This is a genomic window from Geodermatophilus poikilotrophus (assembly GCF_900111455.1).
Classification (GTDB): domain Bacteria; phylum Actinomycetota; class Actinomycetes; order Mycobacteriales; family Geodermatophilaceae; genus Geodermatophilus; species Geodermatophilus poikilotrophus.
The window spans coordinates 121,298-138,030 of record NZ_FOIE01000001.1 but is presented as its reverse complement, the minus strand read 5'-3'; the positions used below and the strand labels follow the sequence as shown (position 1 = coordinate 138,030).

Here is a 16,733-nt window from a genome sequence, read left to right as displayed (position 1 = left end):
AGACAGATCCGGCCGCATCCCCGGGATCGGCCCCCTCGACGACTCCCCACGGACGACGACGAGGACGTCACCGGCCGGGCCGGCGACGTCCTCGTCCGCTGCCCATCCGATGCGTTGCGTGCGGCAGGCGCTGGGCCGGCCGTCCCCTCGGCGTGGACCGCCTCGGAGGCGCGGATCAGATGGAGATGCCGACGAGCTTGGTGTCGAGGTACTCGTCGATGCCCTCGTACCCGCCCTCGCGTCCCAGCCCGCTGGCCTTGACCCCGCCGAACGGTGCCGCGGCGGACGTCGGGTTGATGTCGTTGACGCCCACCATCCCGAAGCGCAGCTTCTCGGTGACCCGGATCGCCGTCGACAGGTCGTTGGTGTAGACGTACGCCGCGAGGCCGTACTCGGTGTCGTTCGCCCGGGCGACGACCTCGTCCTCGTCCTCGAACGGGGTGACCGCGGCGATGGGCCCGAAGGTCTCCTCGCGGGAGATGAGCATCTCCGGCGTCACGTCGGCCAGCAGCGTCGGCGCGAAGAAGGTCGTGCCGTCCAGCCCGTCGACCTGCACGCGCTCGCCTCCCGCCACGACCCGGGCGCCCTTGGTGCGCGCGTCGACGACCTGGGCCTCCATCTTGGCCACGGCGGGCTCGTCGATCAGCGGGCCGATCGAGACACCGTCGTGGTCACCCCTCCCCACGCGCAGCGCCGCGATGCGCTGCTCCAGCGTCGCGACGAAGGTGTCGTAGATCGAGCGGTGGACGTAGATGCGGTTGGGGCTGATGCACGCCTGACCGGTGTTGAGGAACTTCACCAGCGCCGCCCCCTTGGCCGCACGCACCGGATCGGCGTCGGGGAAGACGATGAACGGTGCGTGGCCGCCCAGTTCCACGGACACCCGCTTCAGCGTGGCGCCGGCCTTCGCCGCGAGCAGCTTCCCGACCGCGGTGGAGCCGGTGAAGGTCAGCTTCCGGACCACCGGGGACTCCAACAGCGCGTCGCCGACCACTGCTGCGTGCGTGGTGGTGACCATGTTGACCACACCGGCGGGGACACCTGCGTCGGCGAGCAGCTGCACCGTCGCGACCGCGCACAGGGGGGTCTGGTCGGCGGGCTTGAGCACCGAGGTGCAACCGGCCGCGATGGCCGGCGCGAGCTTGCGGGTCAGCATGGAGATCGGGTAGTTCCACGGGGTGATGGCCGCGACCACGCCGACCGGCTGGCGCATCGTCACGAACCGCTGGTCGGCGCGGGCCGAGGGGATCGTGACGCCGCCGATGCGCTTCGCCTCCTCGGCGAACCACGCCAGGAAGTCCGCGGCATACGCCACCTCGTTCATCGAGGCCTTGAGCGGCTTGCCCTGCTCCTGTGTCATCAGCGCGGCCAGCTCTCTCCGGCGCTCCCGCATCAGCGTGTCCGCCCTCGCGAGGACGGCCGCCCGCTGGTACGCCGTCGTGCCCGACCAGGCCGGCAGCGCACGGTCGGCAGCGGCGATCGCCGCCTCGGTGTCGGCCCGACCGCCGTCTGCAGCCTGCCCGATGACCTCGCCCGTGGCCGGGTCCGTGACGGCGAAGGTCGCACCCCCGTCGGCCGAACGCCACCGCCCGTCGACGTAGATCGTGCGTCCTGGGTCCTGCGTCATGGCGCCTTCCTCACTGGCTGATCGGTCTCGGGGTCCGGGGAGCCGGGGCCGCGGAGCCACCGCGCCGCGGGAGCGATGGTGTCATCCGTGGGACGACGCAGGACACGGCGACGGTGACGCCGCCGACGGTCACCAGGAGCGGCGCGGAGCTGACGCAGGTCGGGTGCCGCAGCCGGGACGGCCGGGAGCCCGGCACCCGCCCGCCGTCAGCCCTCGCCCCCTGCCGTGGACGACTTGATCTCCGTGGTCGCGCGCTCGATCTGCCGGCGCAGGTCGCGGCGGCGTCCGGCCGCGGCGTGCCGGCGACGCTCATCGGCGGTCCGCGGCTGCCAGGGCGGCACCTCCACGGGGCGTCCGTCGGCACCGAGGGCGACCATCGTGAAGTAGCAGCTGTTGGTGTGCCGGACCACCTGGCGGACCAGGTCCTCGGTCGTCACCCGGACCCCGATCTCCATCGACGTGCGGCCGGTGCGGTTGACCGACGCCTGGAAGGTCACCAGCTCGCCGACGTGGACGGGCTCGCGGAAGACCACCTGGTCGACGGACAACGTCACCGCGTAGGTCCTGGCGTAGCGCGTGGCACAGGTGTACGCGACCTGGTCGAGGTACTTCAGCAAGGTGCCGCCGTGGACGTTCCCCGAGAAGTTCGACATGTCGGGGGTCATCAGGATCGTCATGGCGAGCCGGTGGAGGTCGTCGCTCGCCCCGTCGCGGGCCAGGTCTGTCGCGATCGCGTCGTCGGTCTGCACGGTCACTGTCCTCCCAGGGGGATCCTCGTCACCGGACGCATGGTCCCGCCCGGCCCGCCGTCCTCAGCCGAGGACCACCGCGCTGAGCCTCTCAGAGCTCGCGGATGCCATGGAGCGGGCGACGTACGGCAGGACCCCGCCGTGGCACAGGTACAACGCCTCCCTGGCCGTGTCCACGCGGACGGCGGCCGCGAAGCTGACCGTGGCCCCGTCCTCGGACCGGGCGTGGACGACGACGCGCCGGGGCCAGTCGTCCTCGGTCAGGTGCTCCAGTCCGCGGACGTCGTAGGTCTCGCCGCCGGAGAGGCCGAGGCCCTCCACGCTGTCCCCCTGCAGGAACTGCAGCGGCAGGACACCCATCCCGATCAGGTTGGCGCGGTGGATCCGCTCGAAGCTCTCGGCGAGGACCGCCCGGACGCCGAGCAGCGCCGTCCCCTTCGCCGCCCAGTCGCGGGACGAGCCGGTGCCGTACTCCTTGCCGGCGAGGACCAGCAGCGGTGTGCCTGCGGCGCGGTAGTGCTCCGCCGCCTGGAACACCGTCTTCTCGCGGCCGTCCAGGTGGTCGAGGGTCCAGCCGCCCCGCCGGTGCGGCACGAGGCGGTTGCGCAGCCGCTGGTTGCCGAAGGCGCCGCGCAGCATCACCTCGTGGTTGCCCCGACGGGAGGCGTAGGTGTTGAGGTCGGTCTCACCCCGCTCTCGCAGGAACTCCCCGGCCGGACTGTCCGCGGGGATGCGCCCGGCGGGGCAGATGTGGTCCGTCGTGATGGAGTCCCCGAGCACGGCCAGGGCACGGGCGCCGGTGATGTCCCCGACCGGCTCCGGGGCCGCGGAGAGGTCGTCGAGGAACGGGGGGCGGCGCACGTAGGTCGAGTCCGGGTCCCAGTCGAAGGTGGCCCCTCCCCCGGCCGGCAACTCCGCCCAGCGCTCCTCGCCGGTGAAGACGTCGGCGTAGCGCGCGGCGAACATGGCGGGGTCCAGGTTGCCCCGGATCACCTCCTCGATCTCGGCCTCCGGAGGCCACAGGTCGCTCAGGTGCACCGGCCGTCCGGTCCGGTCGACGCCGAGCGGCTCGTGCAGCAGGTCGACGTCCACCGAGCCCGCGAGGGCGTAGGCGACGACCAGCGGGGGCGAGGCCAGGTAGTTGAGCGAGACGTCGTTGTTGATCCGCCCGTCGAAGTTGCGGTTGCCGGAGAGCACCGCGGCGACGAGCAGGTCGCGCTCGGCGACCGCCTTGCTCACCTCCGGGGTCAGCGGACCGGAGTTCCCGATGCAGGTCATGCAGCCGTAGCCGACGGTGTGGAAGCCGAGTTGCTCGAGCGGGCGGTCCAGCCCGGCACGCTGCAGGTAGTCGGTGACGACCTTCGAGCCGGGGGCCAGGCTCGTCTTCACCCAGGGCTTGGCTGCCAGCCCGGCGGCGACGGCGTTCCGCGCCAGCAGGCCGGCAGCGACCATCACCGAGGGGTTGGACGTGTTCGTGCACGACGTGATGGCCGCGATGGCGACGGCGCCGTGGTCGAGCCCCGCCTCCTGCGCCCGCGGTTCGGCGACCGCGGCGAGGGCCGGCGGGTCACTGGCCGGGGAGGACTCGCGACCGGCCTCGTCCACGGCGTCGCCGGCGACCTGCGGCGACCGGTCGGCGAGCAGCTCGGCGAGCGTGCTCCGGAAGCGGCTGCGCGCGCTGGCCAGCGGGATCCTGTCCTGCGGACGACGCGGCCCGGCCAGCGACGGCTCGACGGTCGAGAGGTCCAGCCGGAGCAGGCCGTCGAAGCGCAGCCGCGCCGCGGGGTCGTGCCAGAGCCCCTGCTCCTTGGCGTAGCGCTCGACCGCCGCGACGTGGTCGGGGCCCCGGCCGGTGAACCGCAGGTAGTCGACCGTCACCTGGTCGATGGGGAAGACCGCGCACGTGGAGCCGAACTCCGGGCTCATGTTGGCCAGAGTCGCGCGATCGGCGAGCGGGACGGCCCCGACCGACGGTCCGGTGAACTCGACGAAGCTGCCGACGACGCCGTGGGACCGCAGCAGCTCCGCGATGGTGAGCACCAGGTCGGTCGCGGTCACCCCCGGACGCAGCTCCCCGATCAGCTCCAGACCGACGACCGGGGGGATGAGCGTCGCCACCGGGAGGCCGAGCATCGCCGCCTCGGCCTCGATGCCGCCGACACCCCACCCCAGCACCCCGAGACCGTTGATCATCGTGGTGTGGGAGTCGGTGCCGACGAGCGTGTCCGGGAAGGCGCGCCCGTCGCGCAGGACCACGACGTCGGCGAGGTGCTCGAGGTTGATCTGGTGCATGATCCCGGTCCCCGGGGGGACGACGGCCAGCCGCTGGAACTGCTGCTGACCCCACTTGAGGAAGCGGTAGCGCTCCTCGTGACGCGCGTACTCCCGTTCCACGTTGAGCGCCATCGCGTCCGGGCGGCCGGAGACGTCGGTGACGACCGAGTGGTCGACCGTGAGCTCCGCCGGGATCACCGGGTCCACCGCCGCGGGATCCCCGCCCAGGTCGCGCACCGCCTCGCGCATCGCCGCCAGGTCCGCCAGGACGGGGACCCCGTTGGTGTCGTGGAGGAAGACCCGGGCGGGTGAGAACGACACCTCGTCCCCCGTGCCGGCCCCGCCCGCGAGGCGCCGGATGGCCTCGGCGGTCCCCGTTCCCCCGTCCTCGTGGCGGAGCAGGTTCTCCAGCACGATCTTGAGGGAGAAGGGCAGGTGCTCCGCGCCGGGGACGGCGTGCACCGCCCACGTCTCGAACTCGCCACATCCGAGATCGAGGGTCCGTCGCGCACCGAAGCTGTCCGACCGGGCCATGCCCACCTCCATCAGTATCTCTTTATAGGCTATAGCTTAACGCTCCAGTAACCTGAGCCGGGCGACCGGGGAGAGGAGGGCGGATGGCCACGCCGATGGTGCGACCCGCGCTGACCAAGGCGGACTACGCCTACGGCGAGGTCCGGGAACGGATCATGTCCGGCGCCCTGCCGCACGGTGCGGTCGTGAGCCAGGAGGCCCTCGCAGCCGAGCTCGACGTCAGCACCACGCCGCTGCGCGAGGCCATGCGCCGGCTCTCCTCGGAGGGGCTGGTCGTCCTCGACGCCCACCGGGACGCGCGCGTCGCGCCGCTGTCGGCGGCCGAGGCGCGCAGCCTGTTCGAGATCCGCCAGCAGCTCGACCCGCTCGCCGTCCGGCTGGCCGCGGAACGGCGCGACGACCGCGATCAGCAGCGGATCCGTGAGTCCGCCGCGTCGCTGGAGCCGCTGGATCCCGGCAGCGGCCTCACGGCGCTCGAGGCGCACCGGGCGTTCCACACCGCCCTGTACCGGGCCAGCCACAACGACCTCTTGATCGGCCTGCTCGACGGCCTGTGGGACAAGGCCGACCGCTACCGCCGGGCGGCCCTGGAGGCGCGCGAGGACTCCCCCGACGACCGCGCCAGGGTGCGGGCCGAGCACCAGGCGTTGATGACCGCCGTGCTCGACGGCGACCCCGACGCCGCCGAGGAGCACATGCGCCGCCACGTGGCCAACAGCCTCGGGCGCCGGGCGATCGACGTCCTGAGCGACGGCTGACGCGACCTGCTCGGATCTGCCGCCGCCGTGCCGCCCCGGGCCGGACGGGCGGCGCTCAGTCGCCGTGCGGCGCGGCTCGGTAGGCGCCGGCCGTGCCGCGCCGGCCCGCCGGGCGGTGCGCCCGGGCCTGCTCGAGCTTCTCCTGGCGCCGGGCGAAGACGACCGTCCCGACCAGGAAGAGCCCGGACAGGATGAGGACGACGGCGGTGAACGCGTTGACGAAGGGCAGGTCCACGCCGGCCAGGGCGAGCACGCCGAGCGCGATCAGCACGAGTGCGGCCAGCACCGCCCCGGCGGCGCGCCACGGGTTCTTGGCGACCTCCTCGACGCCCTGCTGCGCCTTGTCCTTGGCGTAGTCCAGCGGCTTCTTCGCCCAGGAGAAACGGGTGGCCAACACCGCCAGGCCGGCGGCGACCAGCACGAAGCCGGGACCGGGCAGCACGAGCAGCGCGACACCGGCGAGGGTCAGCAGGCCGCCGAGGACGGCGACGACAGCGGTCTTCACCGTTGGGTGGTGCCCAACTCAGCGGTTCGTCATGCAGCACCGCCCGGCCACGCGTCGGACCCCGGGAGCGGCACGGGAGCGGTCGCCGGCCTCACTGCGTGCAGTACCCCCGCGCGGACAGCCCGTCCAGGATCATGGGCAGGGCAGCGGGGGTGTTCTGCCCCGTGGCGTCGTGCAGGAGCACGATGCTCCCCGGCCGCACAGCCCGGAGCACCCGGTCCCGGATCGCCGTCGCCGGCGGATCCGCCCAGTCGCGGGGGTCGACCGTCCACAGCACCATCTCGTCCAGGCCGACGTCCCGGGCGGCCGCCTGGACGACGTCGTTCGTCGCCCCGTACGGCGGGCGCCACTCGCTGGGAGGGCTCCCCGTGGCCAGCTCGATGGCCTGGTTGGTCCGCCGCAGCTGGGATGCCACCTGGGTCCGGTCCAGCGTGGTGAGCTCGGGGTGGCTCCACGAGTGGTTCCCGATCCGGTGCCCCTGCTCGGCGGCGCGGCGCACGAGGTCCGGTCGGGCAGTCGCCTTCTCGCCGGTGACGAAGAACGTCGCCTCCGCGCCCCGCTCCGCCAGCGTGTCCAGGATGGCGGGTGTGGCGGTCGGGTGGGGCCCGTCGTCGAAGGTGAGCCGGACGTGGCCGGCTGCACACTGCTGCGGTGCCGACGCCGCCTGGGCCGGCGGAGCGAGCAGCACCAGCAGCAGTGCGCCGAGGACCGACGCGATCCAGCGCTCCGGCCCCGGGCCGACGACCGGGCACGTCGGTGCCCGATCCCGGCTCACCCTGCGCCCCGGTGCACCTGCGCCGGCTCGGGCGGAGCAGCGCGACCAGGCACCGGGAGACGCCGCGGGGGTCCGGCTCGGGTCACCCCGCCGGCGGGGTGGCCCAGGCGGAGCCGCCGTGGTGGGGGTACCGATCCCGCCGGCGTGCTCCCGCGACGCATCCCGGGTGCGGGCACGGCTACGTGCCTCCGCCGGTGACCTAGGTCCGGCCGAGTCGGCCGACCGCGGCTCGCGCCGCGTCAAGGTGCTTCTTGTACGAGCCGTTGGTGTAGGCCACCCACGGCTTGAAGTTGGTGCCCTTGGCGGAGATGCGGTGGGCGGCGTTGGCGTTGCACTGGGCGTCGTAGGCGCAGCTCTTGGAGACCGAGGGGTGCCAGCAGCTGTTGATCTGCCAGAGGCCGCGGTCCACCGAGCCGTTCGGGCAGCCCTTCGTGGGGCCGTTCGGGTTCTGCGCGTCCGCACGACAGGACGACTCCCCCATGCCCACCGCGACCGCGGTGACGAGCCGCTCGCCGCTGAAGCCGGCGCGCGACGCGACCGTCGCGCACAGGTCTGCCGCTGCGCTGGCCGAGGCGTCGGCGGCGTCCGACGCGGCCGACGCCGGGGCCGGTACCGCGAGGGCGACGAGGGCCAGGACGGTCACGACGCCCAGGCGCAGGGTCGGTACCGCCCGGACGGGACGACGCGTGCCGAGGATGTGCTGGTGCATGAGTTCCTCCGAGCGCGCCTGCGGGATGAGCTGTCGGGTTCGGGCGGGAGGACTGCCCGGCCGTGGCGATCACGGCTTCACCCCGAGGACCACGGACGTGGCCCGGAGGTCTGCGATCTCCCGTTCCTGCCTCTGGTGGGTCGAGGTCGGTCGGGCCAGCGGCAGGATTCGGCGTGCTGCCAGACCGTCCCGCGGGTGCGAGCGACTCGAACGTAGGTTGTGACCCAGGTCACAGCAAATGCTGCACGGAGGGACGCCTGAGAGCCGCAGCGTCGTCACTCCTCGCGGGTCGGGCGCGCACGGTCCGGAACCGCATCCCGGTCGGCCTACCGGTCGCGGCGCCCGGCACCAGCGCCGGCCGGAGGGCTCGTCCACGCACCGTGGGTCGTCGGGGACGAGCAGTTGCCCTCCGCCGACCCGCAGGACATCGTGGAGCGCAGCGGGCGCTTGCCGCAGCAGCTCGTCGACCTCGCGGCGCAGGGAGTTCCGCCGTCGCGACCCCGTCGCGACCCTGCACCGTCCCGGTCGGTGGCCGGGTGGGGCCACGACGGCTCTCGCCCCGTCCCCCGCCCGGCAGACCGTGGGCCCGTAACCGCGAGGAGGCGCCGACGTGGACCTGGATCTGGGAGCCCTGGTCGCGATCGACGTGCACGTGCACGTCGAGCAGGACCTGCACGGGCACCTGTCGATGGACGACGAGCTGCTGGCCGCCGCCGCGGAGTACTTCAAAGGCGAGCCCTACCACCCGACCGTGCCGCAGATCGCCGCGGACTACCGGTCGAAGGGCATGGCCGCTGTTGTCTTCACCGTCGACAGCGAGCTGACCACCGGGCACCCGGCGCTGTCCAACGAGGAGATCGCCGAGTCGGCCGCGCAGCACCCCGACGTGCTCATCCCGTTCGGCTCGATCGACCCCGCCCGTGGCACGGCCGGGATCCGCGCCGCGCGTCGACTGGTCGAGCAGCACGGGATCCGCGGCTTCAAGTTCCACCCCTCCATCCAGGCCTTCGAGCCCAACGACCGCCGCCACCACCCGCTGTGGGCGGAACTGGAGTCCCTCGGCGTCCCAGCGTTGTTCCACACCGGGCAGACGGGGATCGGATCGGGCCTGCCCGGCGGGCGCGGCATCAAGCTGCGCTACTCCGACCCGATGCTGCTCGACGACGTCGCCGCCGACTTCCCGGGTCTGACGATCATCATGGCCCACCCGTCCGTGCCCTGGCAGGACGCCGCGATCGCAGTGGCCCAGCACAAGGCCAACGTCTACATCGACCTGTCGGGCTGGTCACCCAGGTACTTCCCGCCGCAGCTGGTCCGCGCCGCCAACACCTTCCTGAAGCAGAAGGTGCTGTTCGGCTCGGACTACCCGCTGATCCGCCCCGAGCGGTGGGTCAGGGACTTCGAGCAGCTGGAGATCCGCGACGAGGTCAAGCCGCTGATCATGAAGGAGAACGCCATCCGCGCGCTGGGTCTCCGCCGCGCGGCCCCGTGACCCCGGCCGTCGGCAGCGGGTTCGTCGGGCGCGTCAGCTGAACCGGCACCCGCCGTCACGGTCCTGCGGGACAGGAACAGCTGCGCAGCGTTCCCCGGACTGGGGGCGCCGCCGGCAGCCGGTCGGGTGATCGGGAGCTCCTGGGGGCAGCCGGTCCCAGTCGGCTGGCTGGCGCCGCACGACCGTCTCGCCCGTCGCCTGGAGTTCGGCGCGGGCCCGCTCCGGCCACGGCGTGGCGCCGGCACGGTCGAACGCCTCGACGGCGGCGCGCGGGGCCCGCCCGGCCTCCAGCCGGCGCCGGCCCTGGCGCAGCGCCTCGCCGGGTCACCCGGCCGCAGGGCTACGGCGATCCTCCGCGGTGAGCAACGCGTCCAGGGTCACGAAGGTGTAGCCGGCCGCACGCATCCGTTCGATCACGTCGGGCAGCGCGTCGGCGTCCAGCGTCGTGCCGTCCTCCGGGTTCGACCCGAGGTGCATCAGCACGATCTCCCCGGGTCGGAGGGCGTCCACCGCCCGGTCCGCCACCTCCTGTGCGCTCATCCCGCCGCTCGTGCCCTTCCACCCCAGCGTGTCCACCGTCCACCGCACTGCGACGTACCCCAGGTCGTTGACCGCCGCGATGGTCCGCTCGTCCCGGTCCCCGAACGGGAAGCGGAACAGCGGCCGAGGGTCGGCTCCCGCGGCGAGGATCCGCTGCTCCGCGCCCTGCACCTCGTCCCGGATCGCCTGGTCCGGCAGCGCGGTGAAGTGGGGGTGGGTCGTCGAGTGGTTGCCCAGGCGGTGACCGGCCGCGTGGATCACCGCGACGTCCTGGGGGTGGTCGTCGACCCATCGCCCGGTCAGGAAGAAGGTCGCCGGCACCTGCTGGTCGGCGAGGGTCCCGAGGATGCTCGGCAGCCCCGCCGCATCGGCACCCGCATCGAACGTGAGCGCGACGACCCGGTCCCCGGTCGGGATCTCGGTGACGTCCTTGCCCCGCAGGTGACCCGGGACGGCAGACGGGTCGGCGGTCGTCGGCTCCGGGGTCGCTGTCGTGCTGGTGGACGCCGACGCCGTCGACAGAGCGCTCCCCGAGCCACGCCCGCTGCTGTCCCCTGGACCACCGCCGCAGGTCACCAGCAGCGCCAGGTACGTGATCGCCAGGGCCGCCATCGACCGGCCTGGTGTCCGGGGACCCCCGTCCACGCGCGTCGTCATCGTCTGCTCCTCGGTGCCCGGGCGTCCAGCACATCGCGAGCACCGGGCCGCAGGCAAGCGGTCGTGACCTCCTGAATCCGATCCCGGGCCGACGGCACGACGGACGGAGACGGGCGGCCGGCTCCCGGTCGGAGGGACCCCGGAGGTGCGTCCCGCTGTACTCCCCGATCGTGCTCCAGCAGCAGCGTGCTCCGGGAGGGAGTGGGTAGGGATAGACCGCAGTCACCAGCCCGCGCCACGGCGCAGGAAGGGCGGGACGGAGATGCGTGCAGTGCCGGCGACTCGGCCGGGGGGCGGATGGGAGACGCTCGGGGACGCCGGCGAGGCGCCGCGCCGGTCCCTCCTGGACGGCAGCACGTCCTGCACCGTCCTCGACCCCTGCTCCACCGGGTTCGCTGCGCCGTGCGGGGAGGTGTGAACGGTGCTCGCCACGTCAGGGGCTCTCCGCCGCCACGCCCACCGAGCAGCCGGGAGGACGGTGGACCGGTGTCCGGGCACGCTCGCGGCCGGAGACGCCGGCGCTGCGTCGCCACGGACCCTGGGTCGACGGACCTTCCTCGTCGGCGCGTCCGCGACGGCTCTGGCGGTAGCACTGATCGCAGTGATGCCTGGGGAGGCCCGCGCCCGAACCCCCTTCAGAGGGGTCGACGTGCGCCCGCGAGCCGAGTGGGCTCGGGGCCTGGGTCCCACGGGTCCGCTGCAGCAGGAGCGACCAGGCGACACCCGGTTCCTGCTCGTCCACCACACCGCCTCCTCGAACGACTACGACCCCGACGACGTGCCAGGTCTGCTCCGCGGCTTCTACCGGTTCCACACCGGCCCGGACAGGAGGTGGCCGGACGTCGCCTACAACTTCTTCGTCGATCGGTACGGCACCGTGTGGGAGGGCCGCAGCGGCAGCCTGGCCGGTCCCGTGATGGCCGATGCGACCGGTGGCAGCCAGGGGTTCGCCCAGTTGTGCTGCTTCATCGGCAACCACCAGGTCGAGGCCCCGACCCCGGAGGCCCAGCGCTCCATGACGGCCCTGCTGGCAGCACTGGCGGACACCCATGCCATCGAGACCGCGCCGGGTGCCACGACCACCTTCGTGTCCCGCGGGTCCAACCGCTGGCCGAGGGGCACCACGGTGACGACCACCACGATCGCCGGACACCGCGACATGTCGCTCACCACGTGCCCCGGTGATGCCGCCTACGAACTGGTGCGAGAGGTGTTCCCCGCCGCGGTCACCGCGCTGAGGCCGACCCCACCCTGACGCGCCACCCACGACCGCGAGTGCTGTCCCGGAGCGGATCACGGCATCGGCCGACGTGCCCTCCCAGGGGCTCCCCTGCGGATCCACGCGGCTGCGGCGGTGTGCGGAGCCGGCGCGGCAGGCTGACGTGCTCGGTGCTGCTCGTGGTCGGACCCCGTTCTCGCGCCTTCCGCGTGACGCCGGGTGAGCGGTCCCTTCGGGGACGACGAGGACGCCGCCGGTCGCCTGCGGCGCGAGATCGCCGAGCTCACCGCCCGGTCGTGCCGAGCCGTTCGCGACATCCTGGATGCCCACGGCACGGTGCGGCCCGGGCGGCGGAGCAGCCGTGCTCGTGGTCGGCCACGAGCGGTGTGCGGCAGCCTCGCAGCAGTCGGGGATCCGGTCCACGAGCCGGACGCCGTCGCCCCCTCTTCGGCGCGGCCCGCTGGCATCCTCGGGAGTCGCCAACGGACAGGAGACCGACATGAGCAGCGGTTTCACCTTCCCCAAGCCGGAGTTCGACATCGAGTCGACCGTCGAGCGTGCGATGGCGCTGATCAACCGGACTCTCCAACCCTCCCTCGAGGAGGCCCAGCAGGCCGTCGACAAGGTCCGTGCGGGCAAGCCCCTGGTCGCACCGGGAGAGCTGGTCGGCCAGGTGACGCGCGGAAACCGGATCAGGGCGGCGCGAGCGGTCTCCTACTCCCTGCCGTCGATCCTCCCGGGTTACGGGACGGCGATCTCGGCTGCCGCACTCCCGGTCGCGTTGCGGGAGGTCCTGAAGGAGGCGGTGAGTGCGGCGGTCAAGGTCGGACTGCTCTACGGCAGGGACCTCACCGACCCCGAGCTGACCCGCACCGCCGTCCTCCTGGTCCTCACGGACGGCGCGGTCGAGCTGGACAAGACCGGGCGGATCCGTCCGGCCGCGATCCTGGGACCCCACGCGCACCTGCTGGGGCAGGCCGCTGCGTACGACGCTCTGGCAGCGCTGACGGCAGAGGAGCGGCAGGAGGTCGCCGCCTCGCAGTCGGAGATGCTCCGGGCGTGGGCGCTGGCGGTCGGACCGCCGCTCCTGGCCGGGCTGCTGCCCTTCGGCTTGGGTCCCATGGCCGCCGCGAACTACGTGCAACACGTCCTCAAGGGCACGGTCACGGCTGCCGCGAGGGTCTTCGGGCCCGCCGCGCAGGCGCCGGTGACCGTCGAGGAACTCCCCGCACGCGAGGTCCAGCAGGACCGTCCCCGGTCCTGAGGCAGCACGTCAGCCGGCGTCGGCTGCGCCGGTCCCGGGTCACGACCCCGCGGTCGGCACCGGCGGACGCACCGGGTGCACCGCGTCCCGCCGCTGTGCGGGACGTGGCCGCTCGTCGCCGCCCACACCCGGTTGCGGCCGGCCCGCCGGCCGGCCGCCGCCCTACGCGATGAGCGCCACCGCCATGACCATCGGCAGCGAGACGACCGAAGCGACGGAGGTGACCATCGTCAGGGTCTTGAAGGTGCCCTGGGTCGACAGTCCCAGCAACGACTTGAACATCCAGAAGAAGTTGCTGTTGACCTGGAGCGCGAACATCGCGCCCGAGGCGATGGCGAGGCCGATGACGAGCGGCGAGACGTCGATCGACCCGAGCACCGGGCCGATGATGCCGGCGGCTGTGATGGCGGCCACCGACACCGACCCGATCGCCAGGTGCAGCACCGCCGCGATGAGCCATGCGAGCAGGATGCTGAGGATGACCGGTGCCCCGGCATCGGCGGTGAACAGGCCGGCCAGGATCGTGTCCAGCCCGGTCTCCCCGATGACGGCGCCCAGGGACCCGCCGATGCCGGTGATGAGGAGGATGGCGCCGGTGGTGTGGAAACCCTCGCCCATCGCCGTGTCCGTGCCCTCCGAGCCCAGGGTGCGCCGGCAGAGCACGTAGGCACCGATCAGGCCGACGAAGAGCGCGAAGTTGGCGTCGCCGAGGAAGGCGATGAAGTCGTTGGAGAACTCCAACAGCTCAGCGAAGGCACCGAACGCGATCATCACCAGCGGCACCAGGATGGGCAGCAGGCAGACGACCAGCGGCGGCGTCGCGCTGTCCGACTCGACCAGCTCGGTGGTCTCCTGCTCGACCATGGCCTCGTCGACGTGCTCGTCCTTGACCGAGTTCCAGTAGCGGCCGCGCAGGAGCAACCGGAAGACCAGGGTCGTCACGATCGCGGTCAACGGCCCCAGCACGAGGCCGTAGAGCAGCCAGGTGCCCAGTGGGATGCCGAGCAGGCCCGCGATGGAGACCGCGGCCAGTCCGGGGATCACGAAGACGTAGCCGGCGAAGATCCCGGTCCCGAGCGCCCCGGACATGTGCGGCAGGCCGGTCCGGCCGATGAACGGCGCGGTCGAACGCGCCACCGGAGAGGCCAGCACGACCTGCACGTCCACGTAGATCGACGGGAAGATCGTCGACATCGCCGCCGTCATTGCATACGGGAGCCGGTGCGCGCCGACGCGGTCGACGAGCATCGTGACCATCTTCCGGAAGGCGCCCATCGCATGGAGCATCGCGCCGATGAGCACGCCGAAGCCGATGAGCAGGCCGACCTCGCCCATGATCTCGCCGAAGCCGGTGGCGATCGCCGTCAGCGTCGCCGTGAAGCCGACACCGGTCGCGAGGCCCAGGTAGAGCGACCCGATGATCAGCGAGATCACCGGGTCGACCTTGACCCTGATGATGAGCAGGACGATGACGGCGATGGCTATCGCGGTGTGAAGCACGACCATGACCTGCTCCTCGGGGTACGGGGAGTGGCGAGGTCAGCGGCACCGTCGCCACGTCGACCCCACACCTTGGCACCGATCGGGCGCCGCGGGCGGTCCGGCGCAGGTCGATGCGGTCGGCGGCCGGCCGGTTGCCCGTCCGCGGTGTTGCTGGTCGAGGTGCGGGGCTGTTCGGTCTCCACGGGTCAGGTGGCTGCGACCTCCGCCGTCGTCCCGCCCGGCACGGCCTCGTTCGCACCGCGTTGCCGTGTGCCGGTTGCCGTGGTCGTCCCCCGCAACGGGGCGCGACACGTCCCCGACCCGACCAGAGTCAGGGACGTGTCGCGACGCAGGTCCAGCCGAGCCCGGTGTCCCCTGATCGACCGCGTCCTCCGACCGGCACCTCGGACGGCAGGCTCCCGTCTCCCACACGCGCGATGCCGCACGCTCGGCGCGCCGGACGTGTCCGGATCGCTAGTCTCCCTCCGAGGAATGGCTCACGACATCGACGGGGACACGGCAACGGTTCCCCAGCGAGACGAGCACGGGCGAGTTCCACCCACCACTCAGGGAATCGGACGATGAGGATCGCAGAGATCCACGTCTACCGGCACGAACTGCCGGTCCTCGACGGTCCCTACAAGTTGGCCCTCGCAGAAGTCCGGTCCCTGTCCACGACACTCGTCAAGCTGGTGGCCGACACCGGACACGTCGGCTGGGGCGAGACCTGCCCGGTCGGGCCCACCTATGCCGAGTCCCACGCAGCCGGGGCCGTGGCGGCACTGAGCGAGATGGCGCCGGGACTGAGGGGCGCCGAGGTGCTGCCGATACCGCTGCACCGGCGCATGGACGGCTTGCTGAACGGCCACAACTACGCCAAGGCCGCCGTCGACATCGCCGCCCACGACCTCCTGGGCAGACACTTCGGCGTCAGCGTGTCCGACCTCCTCGGCGGCGCCGTGACAGATCGAGTGCCGTCCTACTACTCCACCGTTGTGGGCCCGCCGGACGAGACCGCACGCCTCGCAGCGGAGAAACGCGCCGAGGGATACCCGCGCCTGCAGGTCAAGGTCGGTGGGCGGCCGGTCGAGGAGGACATCGAGACCGTCCGCAAGGTCTGGGAGGTCATCCGCGGGTCGGGGATGCGTCTGGCGGTCGATGGCAACCGCAGCCTCACGACGCGCGATGCGCTGCGGCTCAGCCGGGAGTGCCCGGACATCCCCTTCATCATGGAGCAACCCTGCAACACCATCGAGGACCTGCAGAAGATCCGTCCGCAGGTCGGTCACGGCATCTACATGGACGAGAACAGCACCAGCCTGAACACGGCGATCACCGCCGCCGGCACCGGACTGGTCGATGGCTTCGGGATGAAGGTCACCCGGATCGGTGGGCTGCACCCGATGCGCGCATTCCGCGACGTCTGCGCCGCACGGAACCTGCCGCACACCTGCGACGACTCCTGGGGCGGAGACATCATCGCCGCCGCCTGCACCCACATCGGCGCAACGGTGGCACCTGAGCTCCTCGAAGGCGTCTGGCTGGCGGCCCCCTACATCGAGGGGCACTACGACCCGGAGAACGGCATCCGCGCCGAAGGGGGCCACATCAAGCGACCGCAAGGCGCCGGCCTGGGCGTCGAGCCCGATGAGAGCCTCTTCGGCACTCCAGTGGCGTCCTTCTGACGGCAGCGCCGGAGCGGCTCCATGGCCGGCGGCCGCACCCTGGAGGCGCCGCACCGATCCGCGTGTTCGCATCCGTGTTGTCGATCGCGGCGGCTGCGACGTGGATGAGCACCTCACCCTGCCGTGGGCGAGGGACGGGTACGTCCGTCCGGTACTCGAGCTCCTCCAGCCCGCCGGGTCCGGTGAGGAGGACGGCGGCCATCGTGCGCGGCAACGACATGCGGGCTCCTCCGATGTGCCTGACGCAGGGGTCGGGCGATCAGGGGTGCGCGGGGTCGTCGACGGCCCTGGAGCACCTCCGCCGACCGCCGGCCCACCGGCAGCCGGGAGGGGACGCGGTGGTGCTCACCGGCAGGCGCTCGGACGACGTGCGCCGCGGTGCGCCTGACGCGCGGACACGTCGCCTCCCACAGTCGCGGTCGCGGACGTGCTCCCGACCCGGACCGCCGGGTGAGGTGACGGG

Annotated in this window: 13 protein-coding genes and 1 riboswitch; of the genes, 5 read left to right on the top strand and 8 right to left on the bottom strand. The window is 72.6% G+C overall.

Annotated features, from left to right (window positions below; translation table 11 throughout):
* Positions 1 to 175 precede the first annotated feature (175 nt).
* From BMW27_RS00585 to acnA, 3 genes are all read right to left on the bottom strand, one after another.
* Positions 176 to 1,627: an NAD-dependent succinate-semialdehyde dehydrogenase gene (locus tag BMW27_RS00585; RefSeq protein ID WP_091437570.1), complete on the bottom strand. Its 1,452-nt coding sequence runs from the start codon at positions 1,625 to 1,627 to the stop codon at positions 176 to 178.
* Between the two features lie 206 nt (positions 1,628 to 1,833).
* Positions 1,834 to 2,376 (bottom strand): acyl-CoA thioesterase, encoded by a 543-nt coding sequence (locus BMW27_RS00580; RefSeq protein ID WP_217637996.1) that lies wholly within the window; start codon positions 2,374 to 2,376, stop codon positions 1,834 to 1,836.
* Positions 2,377 to 2,439: 63 nt separating this feature from the next.
* A complete protein-coding gene (gene acnA, locus BMW27_RS00575) occupies positions 2,440 to 5,184 on the bottom strand; it encodes an aconitate hydratase AcnA (RefSeq protein WP_091439654.1) in 2,745 nt (914 codons plus the stop codon).
* 83 nt (positions 5,185 to 5,267) lie between these two features.
* Between acnA and BMW27_RS00570 the strand changes: the two genes are divergently transcribed.
* Positions 5,268 to 5,942: a GntR family transcriptional regulator gene (locus tag BMW27_RS00570; RefSeq protein WP_091437568.1), complete on the top strand. Its 675-nt coding sequence runs from the start codon at positions 5,268 to 5,270 to the stop codon at positions 5,940 to 5,942.
* Positions 5,943 to 5,997: 55 nt separating this feature from the next.
* On the opposite strand, the gene BMW27_RS00565 is transcribed toward BMW27_RS00570, so the two are convergent.
* From BMW27_RS00565 to BMW27_RS23130, 3 genes are all read right to left on the bottom strand, one after another.
* Positions 5,998 to 6,447, bottom strand: coding sequence for a PGPGW domain-containing protein (locus BMW27_RS00565; RefSeq protein WP_091437565.1), 450 nt, complete (start codon positions 6,445 to 6,447; stop codon positions 5,998 to 6,000).
* A gap of 91 nt (positions 6,448 to 6,538) precedes the next feature.
* Entirely contained in the window at positions 6,539 to 7,222 is a 684-nt protein-coding gene (locus BMW27_RS23135; RefSeq protein WP_175486259.1) for a polysaccharide deacetylase family protein, read from the bottom strand.
* 199 nt (positions 7,223 to 7,421) lie between these two features.
* Positions 7,422 to 7,931: a transglycosylase SLT domain-containing protein gene (locus BMW27_RS23130; protein ID WP_175486258.1), complete on the bottom strand. Its 510-nt coding sequence runs from the start codon at positions 7,929 to 7,931 to the stop codon at positions 7,422 to 7,424.
* Between the two features lies 1 nt (position 7,932).
* A riboswitch (cyclic di-AMP (ydaO/yuaA leader) is annotated at positions 7,933 to 8,115 on the bottom strand.
* Positions 8,116 to 8,541: 426 nt separating this feature from the next.
* On the opposite strand from BMW27_RS23130, the gene BMW27_RS00555 reads away from it, so the two are divergent.
* Positions 8,542 to 9,423: an amidohydrolase family protein gene (locus tag BMW27_RS00555; RefSeq protein WP_281244735.1), complete on the top strand. Its 882-nt coding sequence runs from the start codon at positions 8,542 to 8,544 to the stop codon at positions 9,421 to 9,423.
* A gap of 324 nt (positions 9,424 to 9,747) precedes the next feature.
* On the opposite strand, the gene BMW27_RS00550 is transcribed toward BMW27_RS00555, so the two are convergent.
* On the bottom strand, positions 9,748 to 10,620 hold the full coding sequence (locus BMW27_RS00550) for a polysaccharide deacetylase family protein (RefSeq protein WP_091437559.1): 873 nt from the start codon (positions 10,618 to 10,620) through the stop codon (positions 9,748 to 9,750).
* A 649-nt stretch (positions 10,621 to 11,269) separates the two neighbouring features.
* Here BMW27_RS00550 and BMW27_RS00545 point away from each other — a divergent pair.
* Positions 11,270 to 11,875 (top strand): N-acetylmuramoyl-L-alanine amidase, encoded by a 606-nt coding sequence (locus BMW27_RS00545; RefSeq protein ID WP_175486257.1) that lies wholly within the window; start codon positions 11,270 to 11,272, stop codon positions 11,873 to 11,875.
* Positions 11,876 to 12,338: 463 nt separating this feature from the next.
* Positions 12,339 to 13,103 (top strand): hypothetical protein, encoded by a 765-nt coding sequence (locus tag BMW27_RS00540; protein ID WP_091437554.1) that lies wholly within the window; start codon positions 12,339 to 12,341, stop codon positions 13,101 to 13,103.
* 162 nt (positions 13,104 to 13,265) lie between these two features.
* On the opposite strand, the gene BMW27_RS00535 is transcribed toward BMW27_RS00540, so the two are convergent.
* A complete protein-coding gene (locus BMW27_RS00535; RefSeq protein ID WP_091437551.1) occupies positions 13,266 to 14,609 on the bottom strand; it encodes a GntP family permease in 1,344 nt (447 codons plus the stop codon).
* Positions 14,610 to 15,166: 557 nt separating this feature from the next.
* On the opposite strand from BMW27_RS00535, the gene BMW27_RS00530 reads away from it, so the two are divergent.
* The gene (locus BMW27_RS00530) at positions 15,167 to 16,270 is read left to right on the top strand and encodes a mandelate racemase/muconate lactonizing enzyme family protein (RefSeq protein WP_091437549.1); all 1,104 of its coding nucleotides are present in this window, start codon (positions 15,167 to 15,169) and stop codon (positions 16,268 to 16,270) included.
* The last annotated feature ends 463 nt before the right edge of the window (positions 16,271 to 16,733 follow it).

Coding starts and splice junctions, on each gene's coding strand:
- BMW27_RS00585 (WP_091437570.1), bottom strand. CDS start 1,627: ATGACGCAGGACCCAGGACGCACGATCTACGTCGACGGGCGGTGGCGT.
- BMW27_RS23130 (WP_175486258.1), bottom strand. CDS start 7,931: ATGCACCAGCACATCCTCGGCACGCGTCGTCCCGTCCGGGCGGTACCG.
- acnA (WP_091439654.1), bottom strand. CDS start 5,184: ATGGCCCGGTCGGACAGCTTCGGTGCGCGACGGACCCTCGATCTCGGA.
- BMW27_RS00535 (WP_091437551.1), bottom strand. CDS start 14,609: ATGGTCGTGCTTCACACCGCGATAGCCATCGCCGTCATCGTCCTGCTC.
- BMW27_RS00540 (WP_091437554.1), top strand. CDS start 12,339: ATGAGCAGCGGTTTCACCTTCCCCAAGCCGGAGTTCGACATCGAGTCG.
- BMW27_RS00570 (WP_091437568.1), top strand. CDS start 5,268: ATGGCCACGCCGATGGTGCGACCCGCGCTGACCAAGGCGGACTACGCC.
- BMW27_RS00530 (WP_091437549.1), top strand. CDS start 15,167: ATGAGGATCGCAGAGATCCACGTCTACCGGCACGAACTGCCGGTCCTC.
- BMW27_RS00550 (WP_091437559.1), bottom strand. CDS start 10,620: ATGACGACGCGCGTGGACGGGGGTCCCCGGACACCAGGCCGGTCGATG.